We start from the raw sequence: 23,217 nt of genomic DNA, 5'->3' as shown, positions 1-23,217 counted from the left end.
CGGCGATTTTACCCACTGGGGAAGGGGGGCTGTCGGGCACTCAGCCGGGCAAGGCGTGGCGGGGTGCAATTTCACCCCCGGCTTCGCGGATCGCAGCCAGGCGCTGCAGGTAGCGCGGCGGATGGTCGAGGAAGCCGTCTTCGTAACCCAGCACCCGCAGGCCGCCCTGCGCCGCGACCTCGATCAGTTCGCCGGGGCGCAGCAGGAAGTCGGGATTGGATGGCTTGCCGACGCTCTCGTTGCCGCGTGCAAACGTCTCGTAGATCAGCACGCCGCCCGGCGCCAGACTGTCCAGGAGCCGTGGTACCAGGGGGCGCCACAGGTAGTTGGTCACCACCACGGCAGCGAAGCGCCGCCCGGCCAGCGGCCACGGGCCGGCCTCGATATCGGCGACGAGGGTCTCGGCCAGGTCCCGCAGCGCTGCGAGGGCGGCGCCGTCCCGGTCCACGCCGGTGACGCGGCAACCGCGCGCCGCGAACCAGCGCACATGCCGCCCGCTGCCGCAGGCGACGTCGAGCACCGTCGTGCCAGGCGCGACCAGGTGGGACCAGCGCTGCACCCACGGCGAAGCAGGCGCGGCGGCAAGGCCGGGCCCTGGCGCGGGATGGCCGGAGCCGGCGGCGTCTGCGCTCACGGCTGCGGCCCTTCCTTGTTCAGCGCGGCGAGCGCGAGACGGTCCACGACACCGGGCAGCAGCAGCTTCAGCCAGCGGCCGAGCTTGCCCTTGGTGCTCATCACGATGTCGCGCCGGCGGCGCTCGGCGCCTTCGAGGATCAGGCGGGCGCAGGTCTCCACGCTCATCGCGCCGGTTTCGTCGAGCCCGCTGCGGCCGGCCGGCTGCCCGGCGGCATTGAAGCCGCGGTAGCGAATGTCGGTGGCCACCACACCGGGATAGGCCAGCGTCACCGAGACGCCGGTGCCGGCCAGCTCGACACGCAGGGCCTCGAAAAACCCGGTCTGCGCGAACTTGGTGCTGCAGTAGGCGGTGCGGCCCGGCACGCCGACCAGTCCGGCCAGGCTGCTCACTGCCACGATGCGCCCCTGGCTGGCCACCAGGTGCGGCAGCGCGGCATGCGTGCACCAGACGCTGCCCCAGTGGTTGATGCGCATCAGCTGCTCATACCAGCCGAGGTCGGCGACGTCGCGCAGTAGCGCATGCGCGGACATGCCGGCGTTGTTGATCAGCATGTCGATGCGGCCACAGGCCGCGGCCGCCATCGCAATCAGCGCCCGGCAGTCGGCTTCCACGCTGACGTCGGTGCGTTGCACCAGCACCCCGGGGCGCCGAGCTGCCGGCAGGACTGGGCGACGTTTTCGAGCTTGTCGAGGCTGCGCGCAGCCAACACCAAGGTGACGCCGCCGCTGTGGTGCTCGGCCAACTGGCGCGCGAGTTCGGCGCCGATCCCGTCGGAGGCGCCGGTGATCACGACGGTTTTCATCAGAAGCAACCCCGCAGCGGGTAGGTGGTCCGGGCCCGCATGGCGGGCTGTCGGTCCCAGGCGAACACGAGCAGCAACTGGCTCAGCGGGACGGCCGGGACGAGCAGGCGCAGCGAGCAAGCGGGGCGGCGGTGGGTGAACATCCCGCCATCATGCCGCCTGGGGGGCGACACGCGCAACCGCGCGCGCTCTTACCACCAGGGCACGAGGGCGGCGGGTATGCGCAGCGCCACCGTGGTCGTGCCCGAAGGCAAGCCGGTGCAACTACTGGCCTTCTTTGCGTCGAACGTAGGACGTCTGCCTGGCATCCTCAGGGTAGTAGTACTCGATCAGGCCCTTCCGCCAAACCCCCAGCCACAGCATGTTGAGCGTCATCGCGTCGTGGTCATTGGGCGCGAAAGGCCGGGTATAGGTGGTCACCACGCCGCGATACGGACGCTGCAGGTTCTCCAGCGCCTGTTTGAGAGCATCTCCAGACACATCGCCCTTGGTTTGGAACAGGGCCCATAGCATCAGGTGCACGGCGTCATAGGTCTGCGCGGCCGCCATCAGCGAGCCGATGCGTTTTTCCCGGGAAAGCCTGAAGTAGCGTGCCAGGAAGGAGGCGCGCCGCTCGTTGAAGGTATCGTGCACGATGGTTTGGACCATCATCGTGCCCTCCAGCGCGGCCGGGCCTGCAATCTCGAGCACGTTCCGGCCCGATAGCGGCCAAGGCGCAAAAAGCGGTGCCTTCATGCCTACCGACCGCCGGTCCTTGACGGCCGCTGCCTGCAGTGGTCCGGCGGTATACACGACGACCGCATCCGCGCCCGCATCGCGCGCCGCGCGCATCTCGTCAGTGAGCGAGACCGCGCTCATCGGGAATCGTGCGACATAGGCCGGCTTCAGACCGCGCTGAGCCAGTTCGGCACTCAGGTCCTGCAGCCCACCTTCCCCATAGCCGGTCGTGTCGGCAAAGATCGCCAACTTTGACAGCTTGCGCCGGTCCACGATTTCCGCAACCAGAAACTTCGCATTGAGTAGATCGTGCGGCGCGAGACGAAAGATATAGCTCTGCTCAGGCGGGTAATGGCGAGTGACCCTGGTTCCCTGGGAGCAGGGAATCATCAGCAGGTGTTTGTTGTTCTGGAAGACATCGATGGCCTTCATCACGACGCCGGTGTTGCAAAAGCCGATTGTGAACGCCACCTTTTCCTTGAGCACCAGATCTTCTGCGCCTGCCCGGCCCACCTCGGGCGTGCTTTGGTCGTCGCGAACCACCAGTTCGAACGGACGCCCCATGAATCCGCCTACCGCATTGATCTCCTTGACAGCCAGCTCCGCTCCGAAACGGAGACTGTTACCGAAGTCGCTGGTGCCGCCCGAAAAGGGTCCGATCAGGCCGATGCGCAGAGGCTGCGCGCTCGCCTCGAAAACCAGGCAGCACAAGACGGTGCCGATCCAGTTCAAGGCTTTCATTCTGCAGGTCATTGTTTTCTCTCCCTGTTTGCCCGCTGGCCTGTTGGCCTCGTCGCGATTGGCATGCACCAGCGCTGCTCTGCTTTTGCCGCGGCGTCGTGTGACTTCGGTCCCTCTGGGGTTGACACAACTTGCACCGTGCAGAGAAACGACATCTGGGGCACGTTTTTCTCGGTCGCGGTCAACCAGAGGTCGGGAGGCGCTCACGCGAGCGGGCACAACTGCCTCGAGCACCCTCCCAATCTGGGGGGGGCGGGCGTTCCGCACGGCGGCTTTGTGCCTCCCTTTGCAGTGATGTTGTCAGCGTGCGCATCCTATGCGCAGCGCGGTAGAAATACACCTAGGGCCTGTTAACACTACGGGGGCTGAAACAAGGCCGTGTCCACCCCGAAGCGACCGATCTTGGCACTGCTCGAAATCGGCCGACAACTGATCGATCGCACTGTTCAAGCGAGAGCTTTCATCGCGCAACCGCAGCGCCTCCTCCACCATCTGGGTGGGCACTGACGCGGCATGCTGGCTTCGCATGCTCTCTCGCCTCACGTGGCTGTTGGAGGCGATGGCCGTCACATAAGGCCGCGTGTGCTGCTCCAGCCGCACACGCGGGCTGCGGTCATTGCTGTAGACCCCGTCGCCTGCCACTCACGTGAAGGGTAGGCCCGCCTCGATGGCGCGCCAGCTCAAGCTCGAACAGCGTTGGCTTGAAGGGTGCTGCGGCTAACCTCGCTGGCTCCGGATATCGTCGAGGCAGTACTTGAAGGAATGCAGCTGCGGCACACCGTCCTCCATCTACTGCGGGAAGGCCGCATATCTGCCCTCCGGTTCGAGGCGACAGTGGGAGTTTCCGAGGTTCACGCCCGCATCTCGGACACGGTGGTGCTGTGTAAGCTGGTCCGCATCAAGGCACTATGCGCGACACCGTGCTCAACACGCGGGTCAGGTGAGCCGTTTCCAAGGGTTTGGTCCAGAACTCATCGAAGCCCGCCTCGAGACAGCGGGTTCGGTCCCGAGGGCCACCTCCCCCAGTCAGGCAAACGGAGAATGGAGGCGACGCCTCTCTTTGCGCCTTCAATCGCCTCAGGACCTCACACCCGTCGAAGCCTGGTAGATCGAGATCGACGATGACAAGGTGGGGATTCGACGAGAGGCCGACCTGCACTGCTCCAGGCCCGTCGTAGGCCACGGCAGCCTTGCAGCCCAACAAGCCCAGCAAACAGCACAACGACTCGGCTGCGTCGACGTTATCGTCGACAACCAGCACGACGAGTTGGTCGGGCGGGACTTCTTCATCTCGCACTGGAAGCATTGACGACTCCCCTGTTGTTCGGGTCGTGGAAAGCCCGGTTGCCACACGAACGGTGATAGATGAGCGGGCCGCTCAAGGGCGGGATCGCCCTTCCTGCATGCACTCCTCGTAGCCGCACACACCACCATTCCCTGCAGGCCCGCCGCGCTGGCGCTGCTGTCGTGGATCGATCTTGGGGCCGGACCAAGCCCGAGCGCGTGCCAGGACGTCGGGATCGTTCTGGTCACGACCCGCTCCCCGACGCCAGTCGGCCCCAAACCTGAGTGAAGATCGATCCAGAGGAGACGACTGCAGCGCCGACCACCCTGCTCCTGAAGCAGAAGTCGTGGAAGTTGCAATTGCGATCCACGTTCTCATGGGTTGTGCGACGTCCCGATGAGAAGCCATATGGATTGAGCGCGTGGAGGTACAGCACGGCGACCCCGGCTTCGTCGGCTCCGAAGCGCGCCGCGTCCATCACCTGCGTCTCGCCGGCGCGTCCTCGCTGGGGATGGATTTGGCTCTGCGCCTCCAGTCCCGCCGATTTGACTGCGCTGAGAAACTTCTCGCGTACCTCCACATGGCTTTGCGAGAGCACGACGTTGCCGCTCTCAGTTCCGGGTTCACTGATCATCGTGGACCTTTCGCGATTCAGCCGTGAATCACAACCACCATGCCGGGCCGACAGGGGCCGAGGCAGTTGCAGGGTCGAGGCGTGCGGACAGCCTGGGACTGGGGTGGTGTCCCGCAGAGCCGTGGCAGAAGTTCTGCCGAGAAACGGCCGCATGCGTTGTTGCAGTGCTCATCGGGCGACCCCGCCCGATTCCGCGCCGCGCCTAGCCTGCGACTGTTTTCGCCAGAACTTCGCAGCGCGTTCTCTTCGGCACCCAGTGGTGCCGCGTCTGTGCAGGACACCACACGAGCTGCCTCGAAGCAGTTACTTCAGAACGGCCTTAGGCTAACGCATGTTAGCCGCACGCGTCAATCCGGCGCGCCAAGAAGGGAGCGGGCGAGTAGGACGTAGTGGCCGATCAGCACATCTCTTGCCTTGGGGCCGCTCTCGCGGTACCAGCGATGGATGTCCGTGAGCATCGCAAGCAGGCTGTAGGTGGTGACCTTGATGTCCGGGGTGTGGAAGACGCCTGCATGGCGCCCTGCCGCGACGATCGCTTCGACACGCGCCTGATAGGCGTCGCGGAGTTTCACGAAGGCGCGCTGGTTGGCGTGCTCGAGGCTTCGGTACTCGTTGAAGCAGACAAAGGTTTTGTCCCGATGTTCAATGTGGAAGGCGACGTGGAACTGCACGAAGGCATCGAGACGGGCCAGCGGATCAGGATCCACGCCAGACAGGGCGAGATCCAGACCCTCGCCCATGGCATGGCACATCTCGAGCAGGATGCTGGTGAGCAGCGCTTGCTTGGAGTCGAAGTGTTTGTAGAGTGACGGCGCTCTGATGCCGACCGCCCCGGCCAAGTCGCGCATCGTCATCGCTGCGTAGCCGCGCTCTCGCATCAACTTCACGCCATGGAGGCGAATGACATCGGACGTGGAAGGGGGCGGTAGTGTTTCGGGCACGGGACGAATGATGGCGCTGTGGTTGACTGACACGTTAGCACGATGAGGTGTTGTGTCTGTTCTTCGGACAGCGAGGCCCAGTTCGTGTCCTGCAAGCCGCAAACAACGGGAAGTGGGCAGGGCTGCGGTTTGTATCGTCTTGCAACTATGGCGAATGGCAAGAAATCCTGCTGGACGCGGCCGGGTTGGCAGGTGGGGCGGAAATTTTTCACGCCGGCAGGCGCCTAGAATGCGCCGCCATGGCTACCAAACCCAGCAGTTCGAAACCCGACGGCTCGTATGGCGAGGCGTCCATCCGTGTCCTCAAGGGCCTCGAGCCCGTCAAGCAGCGCCCGGGCATGTACACCCGGACCGACAACCCGCTGCACATCGTCCAGGAAGTCATCGACAACGCGGCCGACGAGGCACTCGCTGGTCACGGCAAGCTGATTGCCGTGACCGTGCACACCGACGGCTCGGTGAGCGTGCACGACGAGGGCCGCGGCATTCCCTTCGGCCTGCACCCGGAAGAGAAGGTGCCGGTGGTCGAGATCGTGTTCACCCGGCTGCACGCCGGCGGCAAGTTCGACAAGGGCTCGGGCGGCGCCTACAGCTTTTCGGGCGGCCTGCACGGCGTGGGCGTCAGCGTGACCAATGCGCTGGCCAAGCGCCTGGAGGTCTCGGTGTGGCGCGACGGCCAGGCGGCCAGCCTGACCTTCAGCGGCGGCGACGTGATCGAGCCGCTGAAAAAGCGCAAGGCCGACAGCGGCGACCGCAAGAGCGGCACCAGCGTGCGCGTCTGGCCCGACGCCAAGTACTTCGAGAGCGCCGAGCTGCCCAAGGGTGAACTGGTTCACCTGCTGCGCAGCAAGGCGGTGCTGATGCCGGGCGTCACCGTGACGCTGACCTACGAGAAGTCCGGCGAGACCCAGACCTGGCTCTACAAGGGCGGCCTGCGCGACTACCTGATGCAGACGCTCAACGCCGACCCGGTGATCCCGCTCTTTGAGGGCGAGCACTACGCCGGCTCGGGCGAGACCGAAAACTTCGCCGAAGGCGAGGGCGCCGTCTGGTGCGTCGCCTTCACCGAAGACGGCACGCCGATGCGCGAGAGTTATGTCAATCTGATCCCGACGGTGGCCGGCGGCACGCACGAGGCAGGGCTCAAGGACGGCATGTTCAATGCCGTCAAGGGTTTCATCGAGCTGCACTCGCTGCTGCCCAAGGGGGTCAAGCTGATGCCCGACGATGTGTTCTCGCGTGCCAGCTTCGTGCTCTCGGCCAAGGTGCTGGACCCGCAGTTCCAGGGCCAGACCAAGGAGCGCCTGAACAGCCGCGACGCGCTGCGCCTGGTGTCCACCTATGTCAAGCCGGCGATGGAGCTGTGGCTCAACCAGCACGTCGACTACGGCAAGAAGCTCGCCGAGCTGGTGATCCGGCAGGCCCAGGCACGCCAGCGCGCCGGCCAGAAGGTCGAGAAGAAAAAGGGCTCGGGCGTGGCCGTGCTGCCCGGCAAGCTGACCGACTGCGAAAGCCGCGACCTGTCGCTCAACGAGGTGTTTCTGGTGGAGGGCGATTCCGCCGGCGGCAGCGCCAAGATGGGCCGCAACAAGGAGACCCAGGCCATCCTGCCGCTGCGCGGCAAGGTGCTCAATGCCTGGGAGGTCGAGCGCGACCGCCTGTTCGCCAACAACGAGATCCACGACATCTCGGTGGCCATCGGGGTTGATCCGCACGGGCCCAACGACACACCGGACATGAGCGGGCTGCGCTACGGCAAGATCTGCATCCTCAGCGATGCGGACGTCGACGGCTCGCACATCCAGGTGCTGCTGCTGACCCTGTTCTTCCGCCACTTTCCCAAGCTGATCGAGCACGGCCACCTCTACATCGCCAAGCCGCCGCTATTCCGCGTCGATGCGCCGGCGCGCGGCAAGAAGCCGGCGGCCAAGATCTACGCGCTCGACGAAGGCGAGCTGAGCGCGACGCTGGACAAGCTGCGCAAGGAAGGCTGCCGCGAGAACACCTGGCGCATCGGCCGCTTCAAAGGGCTGGGCGAGATGAACGCGGAGCAATTGTGGGAGACGACGCTGAACCCCGACACCCGCCGCCTGCTGCAGGTGGCTTACGGAACGCTGGACTTCTCCAGCACCCAGAGCTCGATCAACAAGCTGATGGGCAAGGGCGAGGCCCAGTCGCGCCGCGAGCTGATGGAGCTGCACGGAGACGCCGTGGAAGTGGACGTCTGAGGTGCTGGGCAACGCGCGCATCCGGCTGCGGCCGACCCTGATCGACGATCTGGACTACGTGATCTCGGTCGAGACCGACCCGGTCAACCTGCCCAGCATCACGCCTTGGGACCGCACCCAACACGAGGCCGCGGTGCGCTTCCCCGACTTCCGCCACTTCCTCGTGGAGGCGGGCGACCGCGGGCAGCCGGTGGGCTTCGTGATCCTGTCGGGCTGCCGCAACCGGCACAAGTCCATCGAGCTCAAGCGCATGGTGATCCAGACCAAGGGCCAGGGGTTGGGCCGGGCCTGCCTGCGGCTGCTGAAGCAGGTCGCTTTCGAGGACCTCGGCGCGCACCGCTTCTGGCTCGACGTCAAGAGCCACAACACGCGCGCCAAGGCGCTCTACGACAGCGAAGGGTATGTCGAGGAGGGGCGGCTGCGCGAATGCGTGCGCGGCCCCGACGGCTACGAGTCGCTGGTGGTGATGTCCATGCTCCATCCCGAATACGTCGCCCGCCGCGAAGCGGGCCTGGAAGCCGCGGCCTGAGCCCGGCGTGAAGACGAGTGAACGATGACCCAAGAGACGATCGATCTTTTCAGCGGCACCACCGGCGGCGGCTCGGGCGACGAGCTCACCCTGGCTCATTACGCCGAGCGGGCCTACCTCGAATACGCGCTGTCGGTGGTCAAGGGCCGCGCCCTGCCGGACGTGACCGACGGCCAGAAGCCGGTGCAGCGGCGCATCCTCTACGCGATGGCCCGCATGGGGCTGGCCTTCACGGGCACGAGCGGCGCCAAACCCGTCAAATGTGCCAAGGTGGTTGGCGACGTGCTCGGCTCCTACCATCCCCACGGGGACCAGGCGGCCTACGACGCGCTGGTGCGCATGGCTCAGGATTTCGCGCAACGTTATCCACTGGTCGACGGGCAGGGCAATTTCGGCTCGCGCGATGGCGACGGCGCGGCGGCCATGCGCTACACCGAGTCGCGGCTGGCGCCGATCGCCCGGCTGCTGCTCGACGAGCTCGACGAAGGCACGGTGGACTTCGGGCCCAACTACGACGGCACGACCGTCGAGCCGCGCCAGCTGCCGGCGCGCTTGCCCTTCGTGCTGCTCAACGGCGCAAGCGGCATTGCCGTGGGTCTCGCCACGGAGGTGCCCTCGCACAATCTGCGTGAGGTGGCTGCCGCGACCGTCGCGCTGATCAGGAACGAGAAGCTGTCCGACGATGAGCTTTACGCGCTGCTGCCCGGCCCGGACTACCCCGGCGGCGGCCAGATCATCAGCTCGGCCGCGGACATCCGCGACGCTTATGTCAGCGGCCGTGGCAGCCTGAAGGTGCGCGCGCGCTGGAAGATCGAGGACCTGGCGCGCGGCCAGTGGCAGCTGGTGGTCACCGAGCTGCCGCACGGCACCAGCAGCCAGAAGGTGCTGGAGGAGATCGAGGAGCTGACCAATCCCAAGGTCAAGGCCGGCAAGAAGGCCCTCACCGCCGAGCAGCAGCAGCTCAAGGTGACGCTGCTGAGTGTCCTTGATGTGGTACGCGACGAGTCCAGCAAGGACGCGCCGGTGCGGCTGGTGTTCGAGCCCAAGACCAGCCGCATCGAGCAGCAGGACCTGATCCGCACCCTGCTCGCTCACACCAGCCTGGAGACTTCGGCGTCGGTCAACCTGACCATGATCGGCGGCGATGGCCGGCCCACGCAGAAGTCGATGCGCCAGGTGCTGGGTGAATGGATTGCCTTCCGCCTCGCCACCGTGCAGCGGCGCACGCGCCACCGCCTGGACAAGGTGCTGGAGCGTATCCATGTGCTGGAAGGCCGGCAACTGGTGCTGCTGAACATCGACGAAGTGATCCGCATCATCCGGCACTCGGACGAGCCCAAGGCCGCGCTGATCGAGCACTTCAAACTCAGCGAGCGGCAGGCCGAGGACATCCTCGAACTGCGTCTGCGCCAGTTGGCCCGGCTGGAGGCCATCAAGATCGAGCAGGAGCTCAAGGAACTGCGCACCGAGCAGGGCAAGCTGGAGGACATCCTCAACAGCCCCGCCTCGCTGCGGCGCACCGTCATCAAGGAGATCGAGGCCGATGCGAAGAGCTTCGGCGACGAGCGCCGCACCCTGATCCAGGAAGAAAAGCGCGCCGTTGCCGAGGTCAAGGTGGTCGACGAGCCGGTCACCGTCGTGGTGAGCCAGAAGGGCTGGGTGCGGGCGCGCCAAGGGCACGGGCACGACGCCGGAAGCTTTGCCTTCAAGGCCGGCGACGGGCTCTATGGCACCTTCGAATGCCGCACGGTGGACACCTTGCTCGTGTTCGGCAGCAACGGGCGCATCTACACGGTGCCGGTGAGCGGTCTGCCCGGCGCCCGCGGCGACGGGCAGCCGGTCACGACCATGATCGAGCTGGAATCGGGCACTCAGCTCGCGCACTATTACGCCGGCCCTGCCGACACCACGCTGCTGCTCGCCAGCACGGCCGGCTACGGGCTGCTCGCCAAGCTGGGCGACATGATGTCGCGCCAGAAGGGCGGCAAGAGCTTCCTCGACCTGGACCCGGGCGCGGTGCTGCTGCCGCCGGCGCCGGCCGACGCGGCGACGCGCGCCGCCTGCCTGTCGCTGACCGGCCGCCTGCTGGTGTTCGGGCTGGACGAGCTCAAGCTGCAGCCCAAGGGCGGACGCGGGCTGACCTTGATGGACGTGGACAGCAAGGACCCGCTCGTCTCGGTGGCGGCCTTCTCCAGCAGCCTGCGGGTGCTGGGTACCGGCCGCGGCGGCAAGGCCAAGGACGAGACGCTCAAGGGCGCGGCCTTGACGAGCTATGTCGGCAAGCGTGCTCGCAAGGGCAAGGCGGCCGACCTCGGGATGAAGCCGCAGCGGGTGCTGGCCGACGGTTGAGCCTGGGCGCTCCCGGCGAAGCCGGGAGCGCGGTTCACCTCGCCTTGCCCAGCCGCTTTACATTCGCATTGACGGTGCTGCTGTAGGGTAGCATCGCCCGGTTGGCCGTGCGGACCCAGTGCTGCGTGTTGCGCGCGCTGGGCCGCCACAGCTTGTCAGGCGCCTGCATCAGGTGGGGCCACATCGCCAGCCAGGTGCTCCACCAGGCCTGGCTGGCCGCCAGCGTCTTCTCCCAGACCATGCGCTGCGATTCGAGCACCGTGGCCGCCGGCCAGGGCCAGGGGGCGTTCATCATCGTCAGGCGCTTCGTGATCACCTGGGGCGCGCCCCAGGCGATGTCCATCGAGCGGGTCCAGAAGGTGTACCAGGGAGCCATGAAAAACCTCCGCTGCCGTTGCGGCAGTTCGGGCGAGCTTAGTCGCCCGGGCAGGGCGCTGCCAGCAGCGCCCTGCCTGCGGTAGGGCCGTTGTTCCCGGGGAGCGGGCAGCAGCCCGCGGCCCCCGAGGCTCAGCGCCCCGCGGCGTTCGGATGCCAGACCAGCAGGCGGCGCTCGATCACCGAGACCGCCGCATCCAGCGCGAGCGCGAACACGGTCAGCAGCACGATGCCGGCGAACACGGTGTTGATGTCGAACACGCCCTCGGCCTGGTGGATCAGATAGCCGACCCCGCTGGACGAGCCCAGGTACTCGCCCACCACCGCGCCCACGAAAGCCATCCCGATCGAGGTGTGCAGGCTGGAGAACACCCAGCTCGTCGCCGCCGGCAGGTAGACGTGTCTGAGCATCGCCGCCTTCGGCACGCCCAGCATGCGCACGTTGGCCAGCACGGTGGTGCTGACCTCGCGGGTGCCCTGGTAGACGTTGAAGAACACGATGAAAAACACCAGTGTCGTGCCGAAAAACACCTTGGACCAGATCCCCAGCCCGAACCAGACCGCGAAGATCGGTGCCAGGATGACGCGCGGCATCGCGTTGAGGGCCTTCAGGAAGGGATCGGCCACCGCCGACGCCAGCGGGTTGAGCGCCAGCCACAGGCCCACCGCCAGGCCGGCGCCGGTGCCGATCACGAAGGCCAGCATCGTCTCCACCAAGGTGATGCCGAGGTGGGGCAGGATCTCGCCGCTGGCGATCCAGGCCCACAGGGTTTGCAGCACCCGCAGTGGCTGCCCGAAGAAAAAGGCGGCCTGCGTGTCCGAGGTGAAAAAGAAGGGCGGCAGCAGTCCCGGTTCCGTCATCACGAACCACAGCAGCAGCAGGATCAGCGTGAGGCCGAGCCGCAGCCCGAGGGTGAGGAGAGCACGCGAGGGGGGGGTCATGCCGCCCTCCGCGTCTGTTCATAACCCTTGAGCACTTCCGACTTCATCGCGTCCCAGATCTCGGCATGCAGGCGCTGAAACTCCGGCCGCAGGCGGATCTCGTTGACGTCACGCGGGCGGGCCAGCGGGATGTCGAACTCGGCGATCGGCCGCGTGCCGGGGCCGGCCGACAGCACCACCACCCGGTCCGACATCGCGATCGCCTCCTCCAGGTCGTGGGTGACGAAAAGCACCGAGCAGCGCTCGCCGGCCCAGATGTCCAGCAGCTCGTTTTCCATCAGCTGGCGGGTCTGCACGTCGAGCGCCGAGAAGGGCTCGTCCATCAGGATGATGCGCGGGCTGAGGGCCAGCATCTGCGCCAGCGCGACGCGCTTGCGCATGCCGCCGGAGAGCTGGTGCGGGTAGCGGTCCTCGAAACCCTGCAGCCCCACGCGCGCCAGCCAGCTGCGGCTGATCTGCGCGGCCCGGCGTGGCTCCTCCTTGCGACACACCAGGCCCAGCATGACGTTCTCCAGCGCTGTCTTCCACGGCAGCAGCGACTCGCCCTGGAACATGTAGCCGGCCTTGGCGTTGGTGCCATGCAGCGGCTCGCCGAAGACGCCAACGCGGCCGCTGGTCGGGGTCAGCAGGCCGGCCGCGACGTTCAGCAAGGTGGATTTGCCGCAGCCGGTGGGTCCGACGATGGAGACGAACTCGCCGTCGCGCACGTCCAGCGAGGCGCGGTCCACCGCGCAGTAGGTCGTGCCGTCGCGGTGGTTGGACGGGAACTCGCAGCTCACATCCTCCATGTGCAGTGCCAGCGCATGGGGGGTGGGCAGGAAGGTGACGGGGCTGGGGCTCGGGCTCGGCAAGCTGCTCATGGCGCGCTCCTGGCAGTGCGGGTGTCGACGAAACGGTTGCTGTAGGTCTTGCCGAGGTCGACGCGCGCGGCGGCCACCAGGGGATCGAACTGCTGCAGCACCTTGAGGACGTTGGCGGCCACCTCGGGTGTCATCGCCATGTTGGGCGCGAAGCTGGGCAGGTTCTGGCGCAGCGCGGCAATGTAGTCGTCCTTGTTGGTGTAGTAGGTCGACGGCACGGTGTCGGCGATCGCCTCCGGCGTCGCTTGCTGCATCCAGACGACGGCGCGCCTCACCGCCTTGACCAGGCGCTCCACCGACTCGGCGTGCTGCTCGATGTACTCCGGCTTGCCGAACAGCGCGGCGGCGGCATAGGGGCTGCCGTAGGCGGCTTGCATGCCGGCGTCGGTGCGGCCGTCGACGATCACCTTGATGGCCTGCTCGCGCTGCAGCAGCGTCATCACCGGATCCAGGTTGGCGATCGCGTCGACCTGCTTCGACCGGATCGCGGCGACCGCAGCGGCGCCCGATCCGACCCCGACGATGGACACCGACTTGGGATCGACCCCGTTGCGTGTCATCCAGCTGTTGAGGAACATATGGGTGCCCGAGCCCGGTGCCGTCACGCCGATGCGTGCGCCGGCCAGGTCCTTGGGGCTGCGGTAAGTGGCGGCGCGCTCGGGGCTCAGCGCCAGCACCACGCCGGCATGGCGGCCGAGCACCATGGCCGACTGGATGGGCTGGCCCTTGGCCGCCATCGCCACGACATGTTCGAAGGAACCGGCGGCCATGTCGGCGCTGCCGCCGACCAGGGCCTGCAAGGCCTTGGAGCCGCCGTTGAAGTCGGTGACCTCGACGTTCAGGCCTTCGTCCTTGAAGAAGCCCTTGCGCTCGGCGATCGTGAGCGGCAGGTAGTAGATCGTGGCCTTGCCGCCGACGGCCAGCTTCAGCGTCGGCGGGTCGGCTGCATGCGCTGACAGGCAGGCGAACAGGGCCGCGAGGCAGCCCAGCACGCGCGCTAGCAGCCCGGTGGTCGCGAGGCGGTGGGTCATGGTGCTTACTCCTGAGGTTGATGGACGGGGACGGGTGGGGCGGAAGGGGTCGGACGGGCCCGCAAGGTTTCGAGCACCGCGACGGCGCCCAGCAGCCCGGCGACGATGAAACCGAAGCCGGCCTCCAGCGAGACTTGCTCGACCAGCGGTCCGGCCACCAGCAGCAGCCCGGCGCAGAGGTAGCCGAACAAGCGCTCCATGGCGGCGAAGACCGCGACGCGTTGCGGCGGCGGCACGCTGCTGAGGTCGAGCCGGGCCATCACGACCGGCCGGATCGCGCCGGCGGACACGCCCAGCAGCGCGATGCCGATCAGGCCGCTGGCGAAATACGAGAGGCCCAGGCCGTCGAGCCGGACCGACAGCGCGAAACACAGCAGCGAGGCCAGCAGGCCCGCCAGCAGCACCGAATAGGCGGTGCGCGCCTGCTCGGCATCGATCTTGTTGAGCCCCGACAGCGCGACGCCGAAGCCGCCCAGCGTGAACAGCCCGAGCACCGCGCCGAAGAGATAGGGGTCGACCTGCTGCAAGGTGAAGTACAGCGGGATCAAGCCGAGGAAGGGCGCCATCGCAAAGGCCCGCGTGACGGCGTAGAAGCGCACCCAGTAGAGCTGGTCGGCGTCCAGCCGCAGCGGCGCGGGAGCGGTCGGCGCGCTGCTGGCCGTCGCAGGCGGCGGCGCGTCGGAGATCGTCAGCACCAGCACGATGGACGCGAGCGAGGCGGCAATGCCGGCATACAGCGGGTAATGCGCCTCGTGGTCGAACAGCACGCTGCCCAGCGAACCGGCCACCAGGGTGGCGACGAACATCGCACTCTGCGTGCGCGCCTGCAGCGCCGCGAAGGCCTTGGGATCGGCGCTGTTCGAGAGGCTGCGCAGCAGCGCGTTATCGGCGCTCAAGGAGATCGCGAAGCCGGCGCCACCGACCACCTGGGACAGCAGCAGCAGCTCGAAGGACACGGCGCCGGGCAGGGTGCCGACGATCAGCCCGGCCAGCCCGACGGACTTCAGCAGCTCCCCGGCGGCCACCACGCGCGAGCCTCGAAAGCGCCGGCTCAGGCGCGGCGCGAGGTCCGAGGTGAAGGTGGAGGCGGCGCTGTAGCTGGCCACCAGCACCATCACGACCGGGAAGCGCAGCTGCAGCGACCAGAACAGGAGGAACAGGATGGGCAGGTGGAAATAGAGGCGCGAGACCACCCGGTAGGCCACGAAAAGCAGGACGTCGCGCCCCATCTACAGCTCCTCAGGCGATCACCAGGTCGCCCTGGCGCACCACGTCCAGCCCCTGGGCACCCAGGCGCACGATGGTGCTGGAGCGGGTGGTCTGCGGCTCGGCGGGCGCGGGCGGGGCGATCGCGTCGACCTGGCTGCCGAACAGCTCGACCGCCTGCTGTGGCGTGATCAGGCCCTCGACCTGCACCCCCGAGAGGTTGGCCGAGGTCAGCGCCAGCGGGTGGCCGCAGGCCTTCAGCACCGCCTGCAGCGAGGCGTTGGCGTTGCAGACGATGGAGATGCTGTCGCGGTCGAAGTAGCGGTGTTTGGGCGCCCGGGGGGAGGCCGGCACGATCAGGTTGAGCGGCCCGGGCCAAAAGCTGCGCGCCAGTTTCTGGAAGCGCTCCAGCTCGTGGCCCGACAGAGAGGTGTAGGGGATCGCATCGTCGGGCCCGGCGACGAACAGGGTCAGCGGCTTCTCGGGCGGGCGCTTCTTGATCTCGTAGAGCCGTGCGCAGGCCTTTTCGTCCCAGGGGTCGCAGGCCAGCGCGTAGTTGGTGTCGGTGGGCAGCAGCGCGACGCCGCCGCGCGCGATGGCCTCGGCCACCGCCATGAATTCGGTTGCTTGCATGAATCTCTCGCGTTCGGAATGACGGGGGGAGCCGGCCCTCCCAGAGGGGCGCCGGCTCGCAAGGCGCTTCACGGCCCGTTCAGGCGGCCTTCTTCTCCAGCAGGGCTTCCGGTGCGTCCTGCACCAGGCCCGGGCAATGGGAAGGGAACCAGTCGGCGAACTTCTCCATGTGTGCCTGGCTGCGGAAGCTGTAGGTCTTGAGCAGCCAGCGCTTCTTGGCCTGCTCGGCATCCGCCACCTCGACCAGCTCGCGGTTGTGCAGGCCGGCCTGGTTGGCCACGCACAGCAGGTCGCCGATGTCGAGCACGATGCGGTGCTTGCGCGCCTTGACGATCGCGTCCTTGAGCGCGATCAGCGCGTCACGCGCCTCGGGCGGTGCGTCGCGGTGCGGCTTGGTGCGGGTGTCGTAATAGCGGAAGCACTGCGTCTCCTCGAGGATGAGGTGCGGCTCCGAATCGACTTGGGCCGCATTGGAGTCGCGCGAGTACTCGTCGTAGGGGGTCTGGTAGTAGGGCTGGCGCAGCAGGGCCTGCTCGCGCTCGCTCAGATGGTCAAGCAGCCACTGGCCGTCGATGAAGCCGGTGTAGATGCGGTTGCCGGCATAACAACGCATGCCCAGCAGAGCCAGATAGTCGGCGCGCACCGGGTGGGCGGTGCGGTCGTTGTGGAAGTAGAGTTCGCCGTCGGTCTTCTGCGTCTGCGTCCCGGAATATCGCGTGTGGGCGTAGACGTCGTGAAAGAAGTCACCGTTGTTTCGCGTATCATAGGCCAGCAACGGCGTTCCGGTCAGTTGTCCGAACAACTCCAGAATGCCTTCGCCGACATAGGTCGTCTTGGTGCGGTACTTGTCCTGGACCGGGTCGTTCTGGTCGAAGACCGGAACCATCGGGTCGATGGGGCAGTTGCGGATCAGGTGGGCGTGGCTCTTGCGCTGTTCGCGTTCTTCGCGAATCCGGTCGCAGGTCCTGAGCAATCGCTCCGGGACTTCCTTGTCTTCGATCAGCGCACTGATGGCGCGTTTGAAATGCGGGTAGTCGCGGTAGGGGTTGGCATTGAGCGCCCATAGTCGTTCGCGCAGCCCGTTGCGCTCGTCAGCGTTGAGGGCAAGGATCGGTTCCATGTTCACTGGCTCCTGTTGTTCTGTACACGAGGGGGCGATGCAAATCCTCCGGCCGCTGCTACGGCTGGATCTCACCCCCGCTTGAGTTTCAGACGCGCAGGCGAGAGAGGCCGACCCGCTGCTACGGGTTCGGTGTTCAAAGGCCTCGCGGGCGCGTCGCTTTTCTTGCTGCCGTCTGGGGAAAACCTCCTGTCGGTGAGTGGTGGATGGGGATGGTTCGGTCGCTTGTCCGGCCTCGCCTCAGCCGGCCCGGTGCACGGACACGCTGGAGCCCGCGCCGCAGAAGTCCTTGACCGGCAAGGCCGTGGTCCAGTTGACGCGGATGCGTGCCGTCGCGACACGCACCGGCAACTGGCGCCGCATCACTTCCGGGGGCGGGTCGACCACGTACTGCCCCACCGACACCCGGCCGGTGCCGGCCCGCACGGTTTCGACCACACCCGACCATTGCGCGCCGGACTGGAGCGAACGCACCCGCACCGCTTGGCCCGGGCGCAGCTGCTCCACTTCGGACTCCTTCAGAAAGGCCTCCACCCAGGGGGCCCTGCAATCGATCAGGCGCAGCACCGCGCCGTTGTGGTCCACGCTGTCTCCCGTGTTGGATTCGACCCCCCAGACGGCCCCGTGTACCGGCGAGGCGAGCCGGGCCTCGCGCTGCTGCTGCAGCTCGGCCTCGATCACTCCGGCCTCCGTGCGGTTGGCCGCCAGTTCGGACTGGGCCTGCTGCAGGCGGGCGCGCAGGTCGACCAGTTCCTGGCCCAGTTCTCGGGCGCGCGTCTGCACGTAAGGCAGGCTGCGCGGACCGTCGAGCTGCAGGCCGCTTTGCGCGGCCCTCAGGGCCGCTTCGGCACGCAGCAGGCGGGCCCGCTCGACCGCCGTCGCAGCTGCCGCCACGCGCTGTTCGCGCAGCATCTTTTCGTAGCCTTCCTGGCTGATGAACCCAGCCTGCAGCAGCGCGACCGCACGCGTGGCGCCCTGCTGCGCCTGCTCCTGCTCGGCGCTGGCGCGGGCGATCTCCGAGCTGCTGACGGTCAGTTCGGCGCGGGCGCCGGCCAGCTCGACCGACTTTTGCAGCTGCACGTCAACGCGCAGCTGCTGCAGCTCGGTCTGCCGGCTCTGAATGCGTGCCTCGAGCGCTGCCTGCTCGGTCTCCAGCGTGCGGGCCCGCGTCTGCAGGTCGGCCAGCAGGGTCCTGAGGCCCGAGACGCGCGCGTTTTCGGTGTCGGCCAGCACCACACCGAGGGTGTCGCCGGGGCGCACCGCCGTGCCGACCTGCAGCCGTGGTGCGAGTTGCGTGCGTCCGGGAATGGGCGAGCGCAGCACGACGATGGGCGCGTTGATGAAGGCCTGCGAGGTGATCTCGCGGCTGCCCCAGCCGAACACATAGGCCGCGGGAACCAGTGCGAAGACCGCCACCGCGGCAGCCTTGCCCCAGAGGCCGGTCTTGCGGAAAGCTTCTTGCAGGCGGGTGGTTTTCATACGAAAGGCCATGCAGGTCGGAGACGGCGTAGCGATGCGGCGGCCCGGCTCAGCGCCCGTAGAGGGCGATCACCTGGGCGCTGGCCAGGGAACGGCTGTGGACCAGGTAGCGCACGATGGCGTTGGGCGTCTCGGCGTCCACGCCCAGCCGTTCGGTGTCGAGCGCGTGCAGCGTGAACTGGTAGCGGTGCGGCTGCGCGCCCACCGGCGGGCAGGGGCCGCCGTAACCGTGGTGGCCGAAGTCGTTGCGGGCCTGCAGGCCACCGCTCTCCAGCGTCGCGACCGAGGGCGAGCCTGCGGCGACCGGCAGCCCGTCCAGCGTCGGCGGCAGGTCGAAGGCCACCCAGTGCCAGAAGCCGCTGCCGGTCGGTGCGTCGGGATCGAACAGGGTCAGCGCCAGGCTGCGGGTGCCCTCGGGCAGGCCCTGCCACTGCAGCTGCGGTGAGGTGTTGCCGCCCCTGCCGTCGAAGCGGTCGTATTCGTGTTGCAGCGAGAGCCACTGCGAAGGCCGTAGCTCCGGTAGCGCAAGTTCGAGGCTGCTCATGGTTCCTCCTCAGGCCGCCGCGCGGGCGGGGATCTTGCCGTGGGCCCGTCCGTAGGCGAACAGGCCGCCCGCCTCGACGATGTGCGCCAGCTCGCCGATCGGCTCGGTCGCGACCTGGATGTCCCGCGACGCGCAGAGGATGCGGCGTTCCTCGACGTCGATCTCGACCAGGTCGCCGGTGCGGATGCGGTCGCTCAGGCGCACCTTGGAGCTGACCGGCAGCAGCTGGCCTGTCGAGACGCAGTTGCGGAAGAAGATGCGGGCATAGCTCTGCGCGACGACCGCCTGGACGCCCGCCGCACCGAGCGCGATGACGGCATGCTCGCGTGAGGAGCCGCAGCCGAAGTTCTCGCCTGCGACCACGATCTGGTAAGGCGAGGTGCCGGTGGCCGGGTCGACGAAGGCCGGCAGGCCCTCGGGCAGACCGCACATCGCGAGCCGGCCAAGCTCGCGGAAGCCTTCCTCGGTGGACGGATTGATTTTCAGGTACTCGGCCGTCAGGATCTGGTCGGTGTCGATGTGGTCGCCGAGGACATAAGCCCGGCCGGCGATGATCTTTCTGTTGCTGCTCATGGGGCTGTGCTCCTGCTGGTTGGCACCGTTCAGAAATAGTCCCGCGCGCTGACCACCGAGCCCTTGAGGGCACTGGCGGCGACGGTGTAGGGCGAGGCCAGGTAGATCTGCGCGCTCTTGTGGCCCATGCGGCCGACGAAGTTGCGGTTGGTGGTCGAGATGACACGCTGCGGCTGGTCGACCCGGCCGAAGGTGTCCACCGGGCCGCCGCAGCACGCGGCGCAGCCGGGCGAGGTCGAGACCGCGACGCCCGCATCCTGGAAGATCTCGAACACCGAGGGCCCGTCGATGCGGGTGCGGATCATGCCGTCCAGCACCTCGCGGGTGGCTGGGACCGCGAAGGTGGGGATGCGCACCTTGTTGCCGCGCAGCACGCGTGCAGCGGCCACGAAGTCCTCCAGCTTGCCGCCGGTGCAGGAGCCGATGTAGGCGCGGTCGAGCACGGTGTCGAGCAGGCTGCCGGCGTCGGCGATGTTGTCCGGCGAGTGGGGCTTGGCGACCACCGAGTCCATGCGGCTGACGTCGATCGTGAGGTGGCGCGAGTACTCGGCGCCGGTGTCAGGCCGCAGCACCTCGAAGGGCAGGTCGCTGCGGGCGTGCACATACTCCAGGGTCGCCTGATTGGGCACCATGATGCCGTTCTTGCCGCCGCACTCGACCACCATGTTGCAGATGGTCATGCGCTCCTCGACCGACAGGGCATCGATCACCTCGCCGCCGAACTCCAGTGCCTGGTAGGTCGCGCCGTCGAGGCCGAGCTGGCCGATCACGGCGAGGATCAGGTCCTTGGCGAGCAGGTGGCGCGGCATCTCGCCGACCAGGTCCACGCGGATCGTCGCGGGCACCTTCAGCGGCACCTGGCCGGCGCCCAGGGCGAAGGCCGCGTCGGTGTTGCCCACGCCGATGGCGAAGGTGCCGAAGGCGCCCGAGGTGACGGTGTGCGAGTCGGTGCCGAGCAGCACCTCGCCGGGCCGGTTGTGGCCGCCCTCGGCCAGGGCGACGTGGCACACGCCCTTGTAGGCGGGCGAGCCGACGTCGTAGAAGTAGCGGATCTGCTGCTCGGCGGCGAACTTGCGCATGGTGCGCACGTTGGCGTTGGCGAGCGGGTCGGCCGAGAAGACGAAGTGGTCCGGGATCATGATGAAACGCTCGCGGTCGAAGACCCGGGCCTCCTCGCCGAACTCGCGCTTGAAGATGCCGATGACCCCCGGCGAGCACGGATCGTGGGACATCAGGATGTCGACTTTCGCCCACACCACATCGCCGGTTTCGACGGCGGTCGAGCCGCTGGCCTTGGCCAGGATTTTCTGCGTCAGGGTCTGTTTCATCGTCTTTTCTTGATAAAGGCGTGTCCACATAAAGCGAATACGCCCGGGTCACGGAGAAAAGGCGTCACAAGGCGCACCGAATCGATATCGGTGCATCCGTTTTTCAAGTAATCGCCCGGTTCCTCCCGGTTCACGTGCGCAAGGCACTCCGATGGTGCGAAGCGAGGCAGACTGAAAGCTTCACTAGTGAAGTAAACTTGTATCTGCTTCAGCGAGTGCTGTAGATCTTGCTGGAATTCACTGTAAGGGGAGAGGTCGATCATGATCAACTCAGGCGAGCGAAACGCACTGTTTCCCGGCGGAGACAATAGAGAGACGAATCCCGCGCGCATGGCTCTGCTGATGGTGATATTCGCCCGTGTCGCCGAATACGGAAGTTTCACGCGCGCCGCCGAGCGGCTGAGCCTGTCCAAGGCGGCAGTCAGCAAGGAGATTCAGTTCCTCGAGGCGAATCTCGGGGTGAAGCTGCTGTTCAGAACCACGCGCAGCGTGCGCCTAACAGAAGCCGGCCAAGCGTTTTATGAATCTTGCGTCAAACTGTTAGAAATAACGGCTGCGGGCACGAATGCGGCAGCCGCGTTTCAATTAACGCCCCGCGGTCTGCTGCGGGTCGTGGCGCCGGTGACTTTCGGTTCGCTCTATGTCTATCCGGTGGTCGACGCGATCATGCGGGACCATCCGGAATTGAAAGTGGACCTGCACCTGAACGAACAGGCAGGTGATCTCAAATATGACGCCGCCGACGTCCACATCGCCATCCTTGACGCGCCGCCCGAGGAATACGTCGCACGCAGCATCGCGAAGATGCATTGGGTGCTGTGCGCCACACCGGCCTACCTGGGCCGGCAGGGCTGGCCGATGACGCCGGCCGACCTGGAGCAGCACGAATGCCTGATATTCCGGGGCCAGGGCACCACCGTGCGGGTGCCGATCAGCCGCGCCGGCGAAGCCGGCGAACTGCTGTTGCGGGGCAAGCTGCGCACCAACAACAGCATGGCGATCCTGCGGGGCACCGAGGACTCGCTGGGGGTGGGTTTGCTGCCGTCCTATGTGGCCGAGGCGGCTGTCGCCGAAGGCCGGCTGGTGCAGTTGCTGCCGCAGTGGACGATACGCGAGAAGGAGGTTTTCGCGCTGCACGCCTCGGGCCGCTCGCTGCAGCCCAAGGTGCGGCTGTTCATGGAGCGGCTGATGAGCGCGACCGCCCACATGCGGGCGGGATGAGGCGCGCAGGCCAGGGCAAGGCTGAGGCGCCGCAGCGCCTCAGCCGCGCGGCTTGCGCAGCACCATCAGGGTGGCCAGCAGCAGCAGCGCATAGAGCCCCAGGCTCCAGTACTCGTAGGGCAGGCCCAGCAGGCTCACGGCCGCGTCGGCGCAGGAGGCCTTGATGCGGAACACGAAAGGCAGGGCCTGCTCCAGGTGCAGCGCGCCGATGATCTTGTCGGCCAGCGTCAGGTTGCACGAGAAGGACTGCGCTGCCACCGTGTGCTGGTAGACCGCCGCGGCGATGCCGCAGCCCGCCGCCAGCACCGCGAGGCCGGCGAGCAGCCGGCGTACTCCCGGCGCCCGGATCGCCCAGGCCAGCCCGGCGAGCAAGGCGATGACCAGGAAGATCAGGCGCTGCAGGATGCACCAGGGGCAGGGCGACATGCCGAAGGCGTATTGCGACACGAGGGCCGCGCCGACGGCGGCCAGGCTGGCGAGGCAGCTCAAGCCCAGCAGGGCGGAGGAAGACGTCAGACGCAAGGCGGGCTCCGGGGCGTCGTTGAAGAAGACCTTGGTTATTCGACTTCCGCGATAAGTTCAATCTCGACGCAGGCACCCAGCGGGATCTGGGCCACGCCGAAGGCGCTGCGTGCGTGGGCCCCCCGATCGCCGAAGACCTCGCCGATCAAGTCGGAGGCGCCGTTGGTCACCAGGTGCTGCTCGATGTAGTCCGGCGTGCTGTTGACCAGGCTCATCAGCTTGACGATGCGCTTGACCTTGTTGAGGTCGCCCACCGCGGCGTGCAGGGTGCCCAGCAGGTCGATGGCGACGGCGCGTGCCGCGGCCTTGCCCTGCTCGGTGGCCATGTCCTTGCCGAGCTGGCCGACCCAGGGCTTGCCGTCCTTCTTCGCGATGTGCCCGGAGAGGAACACCAGCGAGCCGGTGCGCAGGTAGGGCACGTAGGCGGCGGCCGGCACCGCCACCGGTGGCAGTTCGATCTGAAGGGTCTTGAGGCGGTCATAGACGGACATGGGGTCGTGCTCCTGGTTGGCAGAGCGGC

The 23,217-nt window shown here is 67.2% G+C and carries 24 protein-coding genes and 1 pseudogene; 4 read left to right on the top strand and 21 right to left on the bottom strand.

The features are described 5' to 3' along the window. Positions 1-40: 40 nt before the first annotated feature. From OOT46_RS10165 to OOT46_RS10140, 7 genes and pseudogenes are all read right to left on the bottom strand, one after another. Positions 41-634 (bottom strand): class I SAM-dependent methyltransferase, encoded by a 594-nt coding sequence (locus tag OOT46_RS10165; protein WP_416136174.1) that lies wholly within the window; start codon positions 632-634, stop codon positions 41-43. Beyond that, a pseudogene (locus OOT46_RS10160) lies at positions 631-1,439 on the bottom strand (SDR family oxidoreductase). Before OOT46_RS10160 ends, OOT46_RS10165 begins: the two are co-directional and overlap by 4 nt. Continuing rightward, entirely contained in the window at positions 1,439-1,582 is a 144-nt protein-coding gene (locus OOT46_RS10155; RefSeq protein ID WP_265403487.1) for a hypothetical protein, read from the bottom strand. The pseudogene OOT46_RS10160 and the gene OOT46_RS10155 overlap by 1 nt, the downstream one beginning before the upstream one ends. 121 nt (positions 1,583-1,703) lie before the next feature. Continuing rightward, positions 1,704-2,897: an ABC transporter substrate-binding protein gene (locus OOT46_RS10150; protein WP_265403486.1), complete on the bottom strand. Its 1,194-nt coding sequence runs from the start codon at positions 2,895-2,897 to the stop codon at positions 1,704-1,706. An 898-nt stretch (positions 2,898-3,795) separates the two neighbouring features. Then, the gene (locus OOT46_RS30930; RefSeq protein WP_416136173.1) at positions 3,796-4,203 is read right to left on the bottom strand and encodes a response regulator; all 408 of its coding nucleotides are present in this window, start codon (positions 4,201-4,203) and stop codon (positions 3,796-3,798) included. 223 nt (positions 4,204-4,426) lie between these two features. After that, the gene (locus OOT46_RS10145; protein ID WP_265403485.1) at positions 4,427-4,816 is read right to left on the bottom strand and encodes a DUF2817 domain-containing protein; all 390 of its coding nucleotides are present in this window, start codon (positions 4,814-4,816) and stop codon (positions 4,427-4,429) included. A gap of 347 nt (positions 4,817-5,163) precedes the next feature. Continuing rightward, on the bottom strand, positions 5,164-5,694 hold the full coding sequence (locus tag OOT46_RS10140) for a TetR/AcrR family transcriptional regulator (protein WP_265403583.1): 531 nt from the start codon (positions 5,692-5,694) through the stop codon (positions 5,164-5,166). Positions 5,695-5,996: 302 nt separating this feature from the next. On the opposite strand from OOT46_RS10140, the gene OOT46_RS10135 reads away from it, so the two are divergent. The 3 genes from OOT46_RS10135 to parC are packed head-to-tail and all read left to right on the top strand — an operon-like array spanning position 5,997 to position 10,863. Beyond that, entirely contained in the window at positions 5,997-7,985 is a 1,989-nt protein-coding gene (locus OOT46_RS10135) for a DNA topoisomerase IV subunit B (protein ID WP_265403484.1), read from the top strand. Between the two features lies 1 nt (position 7,986). After that, complete coding sequence (locus tag OOT46_RS10130) at positions 7,987-8,514, top strand: GNAT family N-acetyltransferase (RefSeq protein ID WP_265403483.1); 528 nt, start codon at positions 7,987-7,989, stop codon at positions 8,512-8,514. A 24-nt stretch (positions 8,515-8,538) separates the two neighbouring features. Next, positions 8,539-10,863, top strand: coding sequence for a DNA topoisomerase IV subunit A (parC, locus tag OOT46_RS10125; RefSeq protein ID WP_265403482.1), 2,325 nt, complete (start codon positions 8,539-8,541; stop codon positions 10,861-10,863). 34 nt (positions 10,864-10,897) lie between these two features. Here the strand turns inward: parC and OOT46_RS10120 are convergent, their stop codons facing one another. From OOT46_RS10120 to OOT46_RS10065, 12 genes are all read right to left on the bottom strand, one after another. Then, positions 10,898-11,239: a hypothetical protein gene (locus OOT46_RS10120; RefSeq protein WP_265403481.1), complete on the bottom strand. Its 342-nt coding sequence runs from the start codon at positions 11,237-11,239 to the stop codon at positions 10,898-10,900. A 131-nt stretch (positions 11,240-11,370) separates the two neighbouring features. Next, a complete protein-coding gene (locus OOT46_RS10115; protein ID WP_265403480.1) occupies positions 11,371-12,180 on the bottom strand; it encodes an ABC transporter permease in 810 nt (269 codons plus the stop codon). Then, complete coding sequence (locus tag OOT46_RS10110; protein ID WP_416136178.1) at positions 12,177-12,998, bottom strand: ABC transporter ATP-binding protein; 822 nt, start codon at positions 12,996-12,998, stop codon at positions 12,177-12,179. The genes OOT46_RS10115 and OOT46_RS10110 overlap by 4 nt, the downstream gene beginning before the upstream one ends. A 38-nt stretch (positions 12,999-13,036) precedes the next feature. Continuing rightward, on the bottom strand, positions 13,037-14,071 hold the full coding sequence (locus OOT46_RS10105; RefSeq protein WP_265403478.1) for an ABC transporter substrate-binding protein: 1,035 nt from the start codon (positions 14,069-14,071) through the stop codon (positions 13,037-13,039). A 5-nt stretch (positions 14,072-14,076) separates the two neighbouring features. Then, positions 14,077-15,300: an MFS transporter gene (locus OOT46_RS10100; RefSeq protein ID WP_265403477.1), complete on the bottom strand. Its 1,224-nt coding sequence runs from the start codon at positions 15,298-15,300 to the stop codon at positions 14,077-14,079. A gap of 10 nt (positions 15,301-15,310) precedes the next feature. Further along, positions 15,311-15,910: an L-threonylcarbamoyladenylate synthase gene (locus OOT46_RS10095; RefSeq protein ID WP_265403476.1), complete on the bottom strand. Its 600-nt coding sequence runs from the start codon at positions 15,908-15,910 to the stop codon at positions 15,311-15,313. A gap of 79 nt (positions 15,911-15,989) precedes the next feature. Then, positions 15,990-17,030 carry a TauD/TfdA family dioxygenase gene (locus OOT46_RS10090; protein WP_265403475.1) on the bottom strand — a complete coding sequence of 347 codons (1,041 nt, stop codon included), beginning with the start codon at positions 17,028-17,030 and terminating at the stop codon, positions 15,990-15,992. A 240-nt stretch (positions 17,031-17,270) separates the two neighbouring features. After that, a complete protein-coding gene (locus OOT46_RS10085; protein WP_265403474.1) occupies positions 17,271-18,509 on the bottom strand; it encodes an HlyD family secretion protein in 1,239 nt (412 codons plus the stop codon). 49 nt (positions 18,510-18,558) lie between these two features. Beyond that, the gene (locus OOT46_RS10080; RefSeq protein ID WP_265403473.1) at positions 18,559-19,053 is read right to left on the bottom strand and encodes a YbhB/YbcL family Raf kinase inhibitor-like protein; all 495 of its coding nucleotides are present in this window, start codon (positions 19,051-19,053) and stop codon (positions 18,559-18,561) included. A 9-nt stretch (positions 19,054-19,062) separates the two neighbouring features. Continuing rightward, positions 19,063-19,626, bottom strand: coding sequence for a 3-isopropylmalate dehydratase (locus OOT46_RS10075; protein WP_265403472.1), 564 nt, complete (start codon positions 19,624-19,626; stop codon positions 19,063-19,065). A gap of 29 nt (positions 19,627-19,655) precedes the next feature. Then, a complete protein-coding gene (locus OOT46_RS10070; protein ID WP_265403471.1) occupies positions 19,656-20,954 on the bottom strand; it encodes a 3-isopropylmalate dehydratase large subunit in 1,299 nt (432 codons plus the stop codon). Then, positions 20,951-21,217: a hypothetical protein gene (locus tag OOT46_RS10065; RefSeq protein ID WP_265403470.1), complete on the bottom strand. Its 267-nt coding sequence runs from the start codon at positions 21,215-21,217 to the stop codon at positions 20,951-20,953. The genes OOT46_RS10070 and OOT46_RS10065 overlap by 4 nt, the downstream gene beginning before the upstream one ends. Before the next feature lie 67 nt (positions 21,218-21,284). Between OOT46_RS10065 and OOT46_RS10060 the strand changes: the two genes are divergently transcribed. After that, on the top strand, positions 21,285-22,175 hold the full coding sequence (locus OOT46_RS10060; RefSeq protein ID WP_265403469.1) for a LysR family transcriptional regulator: 891 nt from the start codon (positions 21,285-21,287) through the stop codon (positions 22,173-22,175). A gap of 39 nt (positions 22,176-22,214) precedes the next feature. On the opposite strand, the gene OOT46_RS10055 is transcribed toward OOT46_RS10060, so the two are convergent. Next, complete coding sequence (locus OOT46_RS10055; protein ID WP_322114246.1) at positions 22,215-22,697, bottom strand: disulfide bond formation protein B; 483 nt, start codon at positions 22,695-22,697, stop codon at positions 22,215-22,217. 35 nt (positions 22,698-22,732) lie between these two features. Further along, entirely contained in the window at positions 22,733-23,188 is a 456-nt protein-coding gene (locus tag OOT46_RS10050; RefSeq protein ID WP_265403468.1) for a RidA family protein, read from the bottom strand. Positions 23,189-23,217 lie beyond the last annotated feature (29 nt).

Origin of the sequence: Aquabacterium sp. A7-Y (genome assembly GCF_026153205.1) — a bacterium.
Taxonomy (GTDB): Bacteria; Pseudomonadota; Gammaproteobacteria; order Burkholderiales; family Burkholderiaceae_C; genus Caldimonas.
The sequence above is the reverse complement of the archived record's forward strand: the minus strand, read 5'-3'. Positions and strand labels throughout refer to the sequence as shown.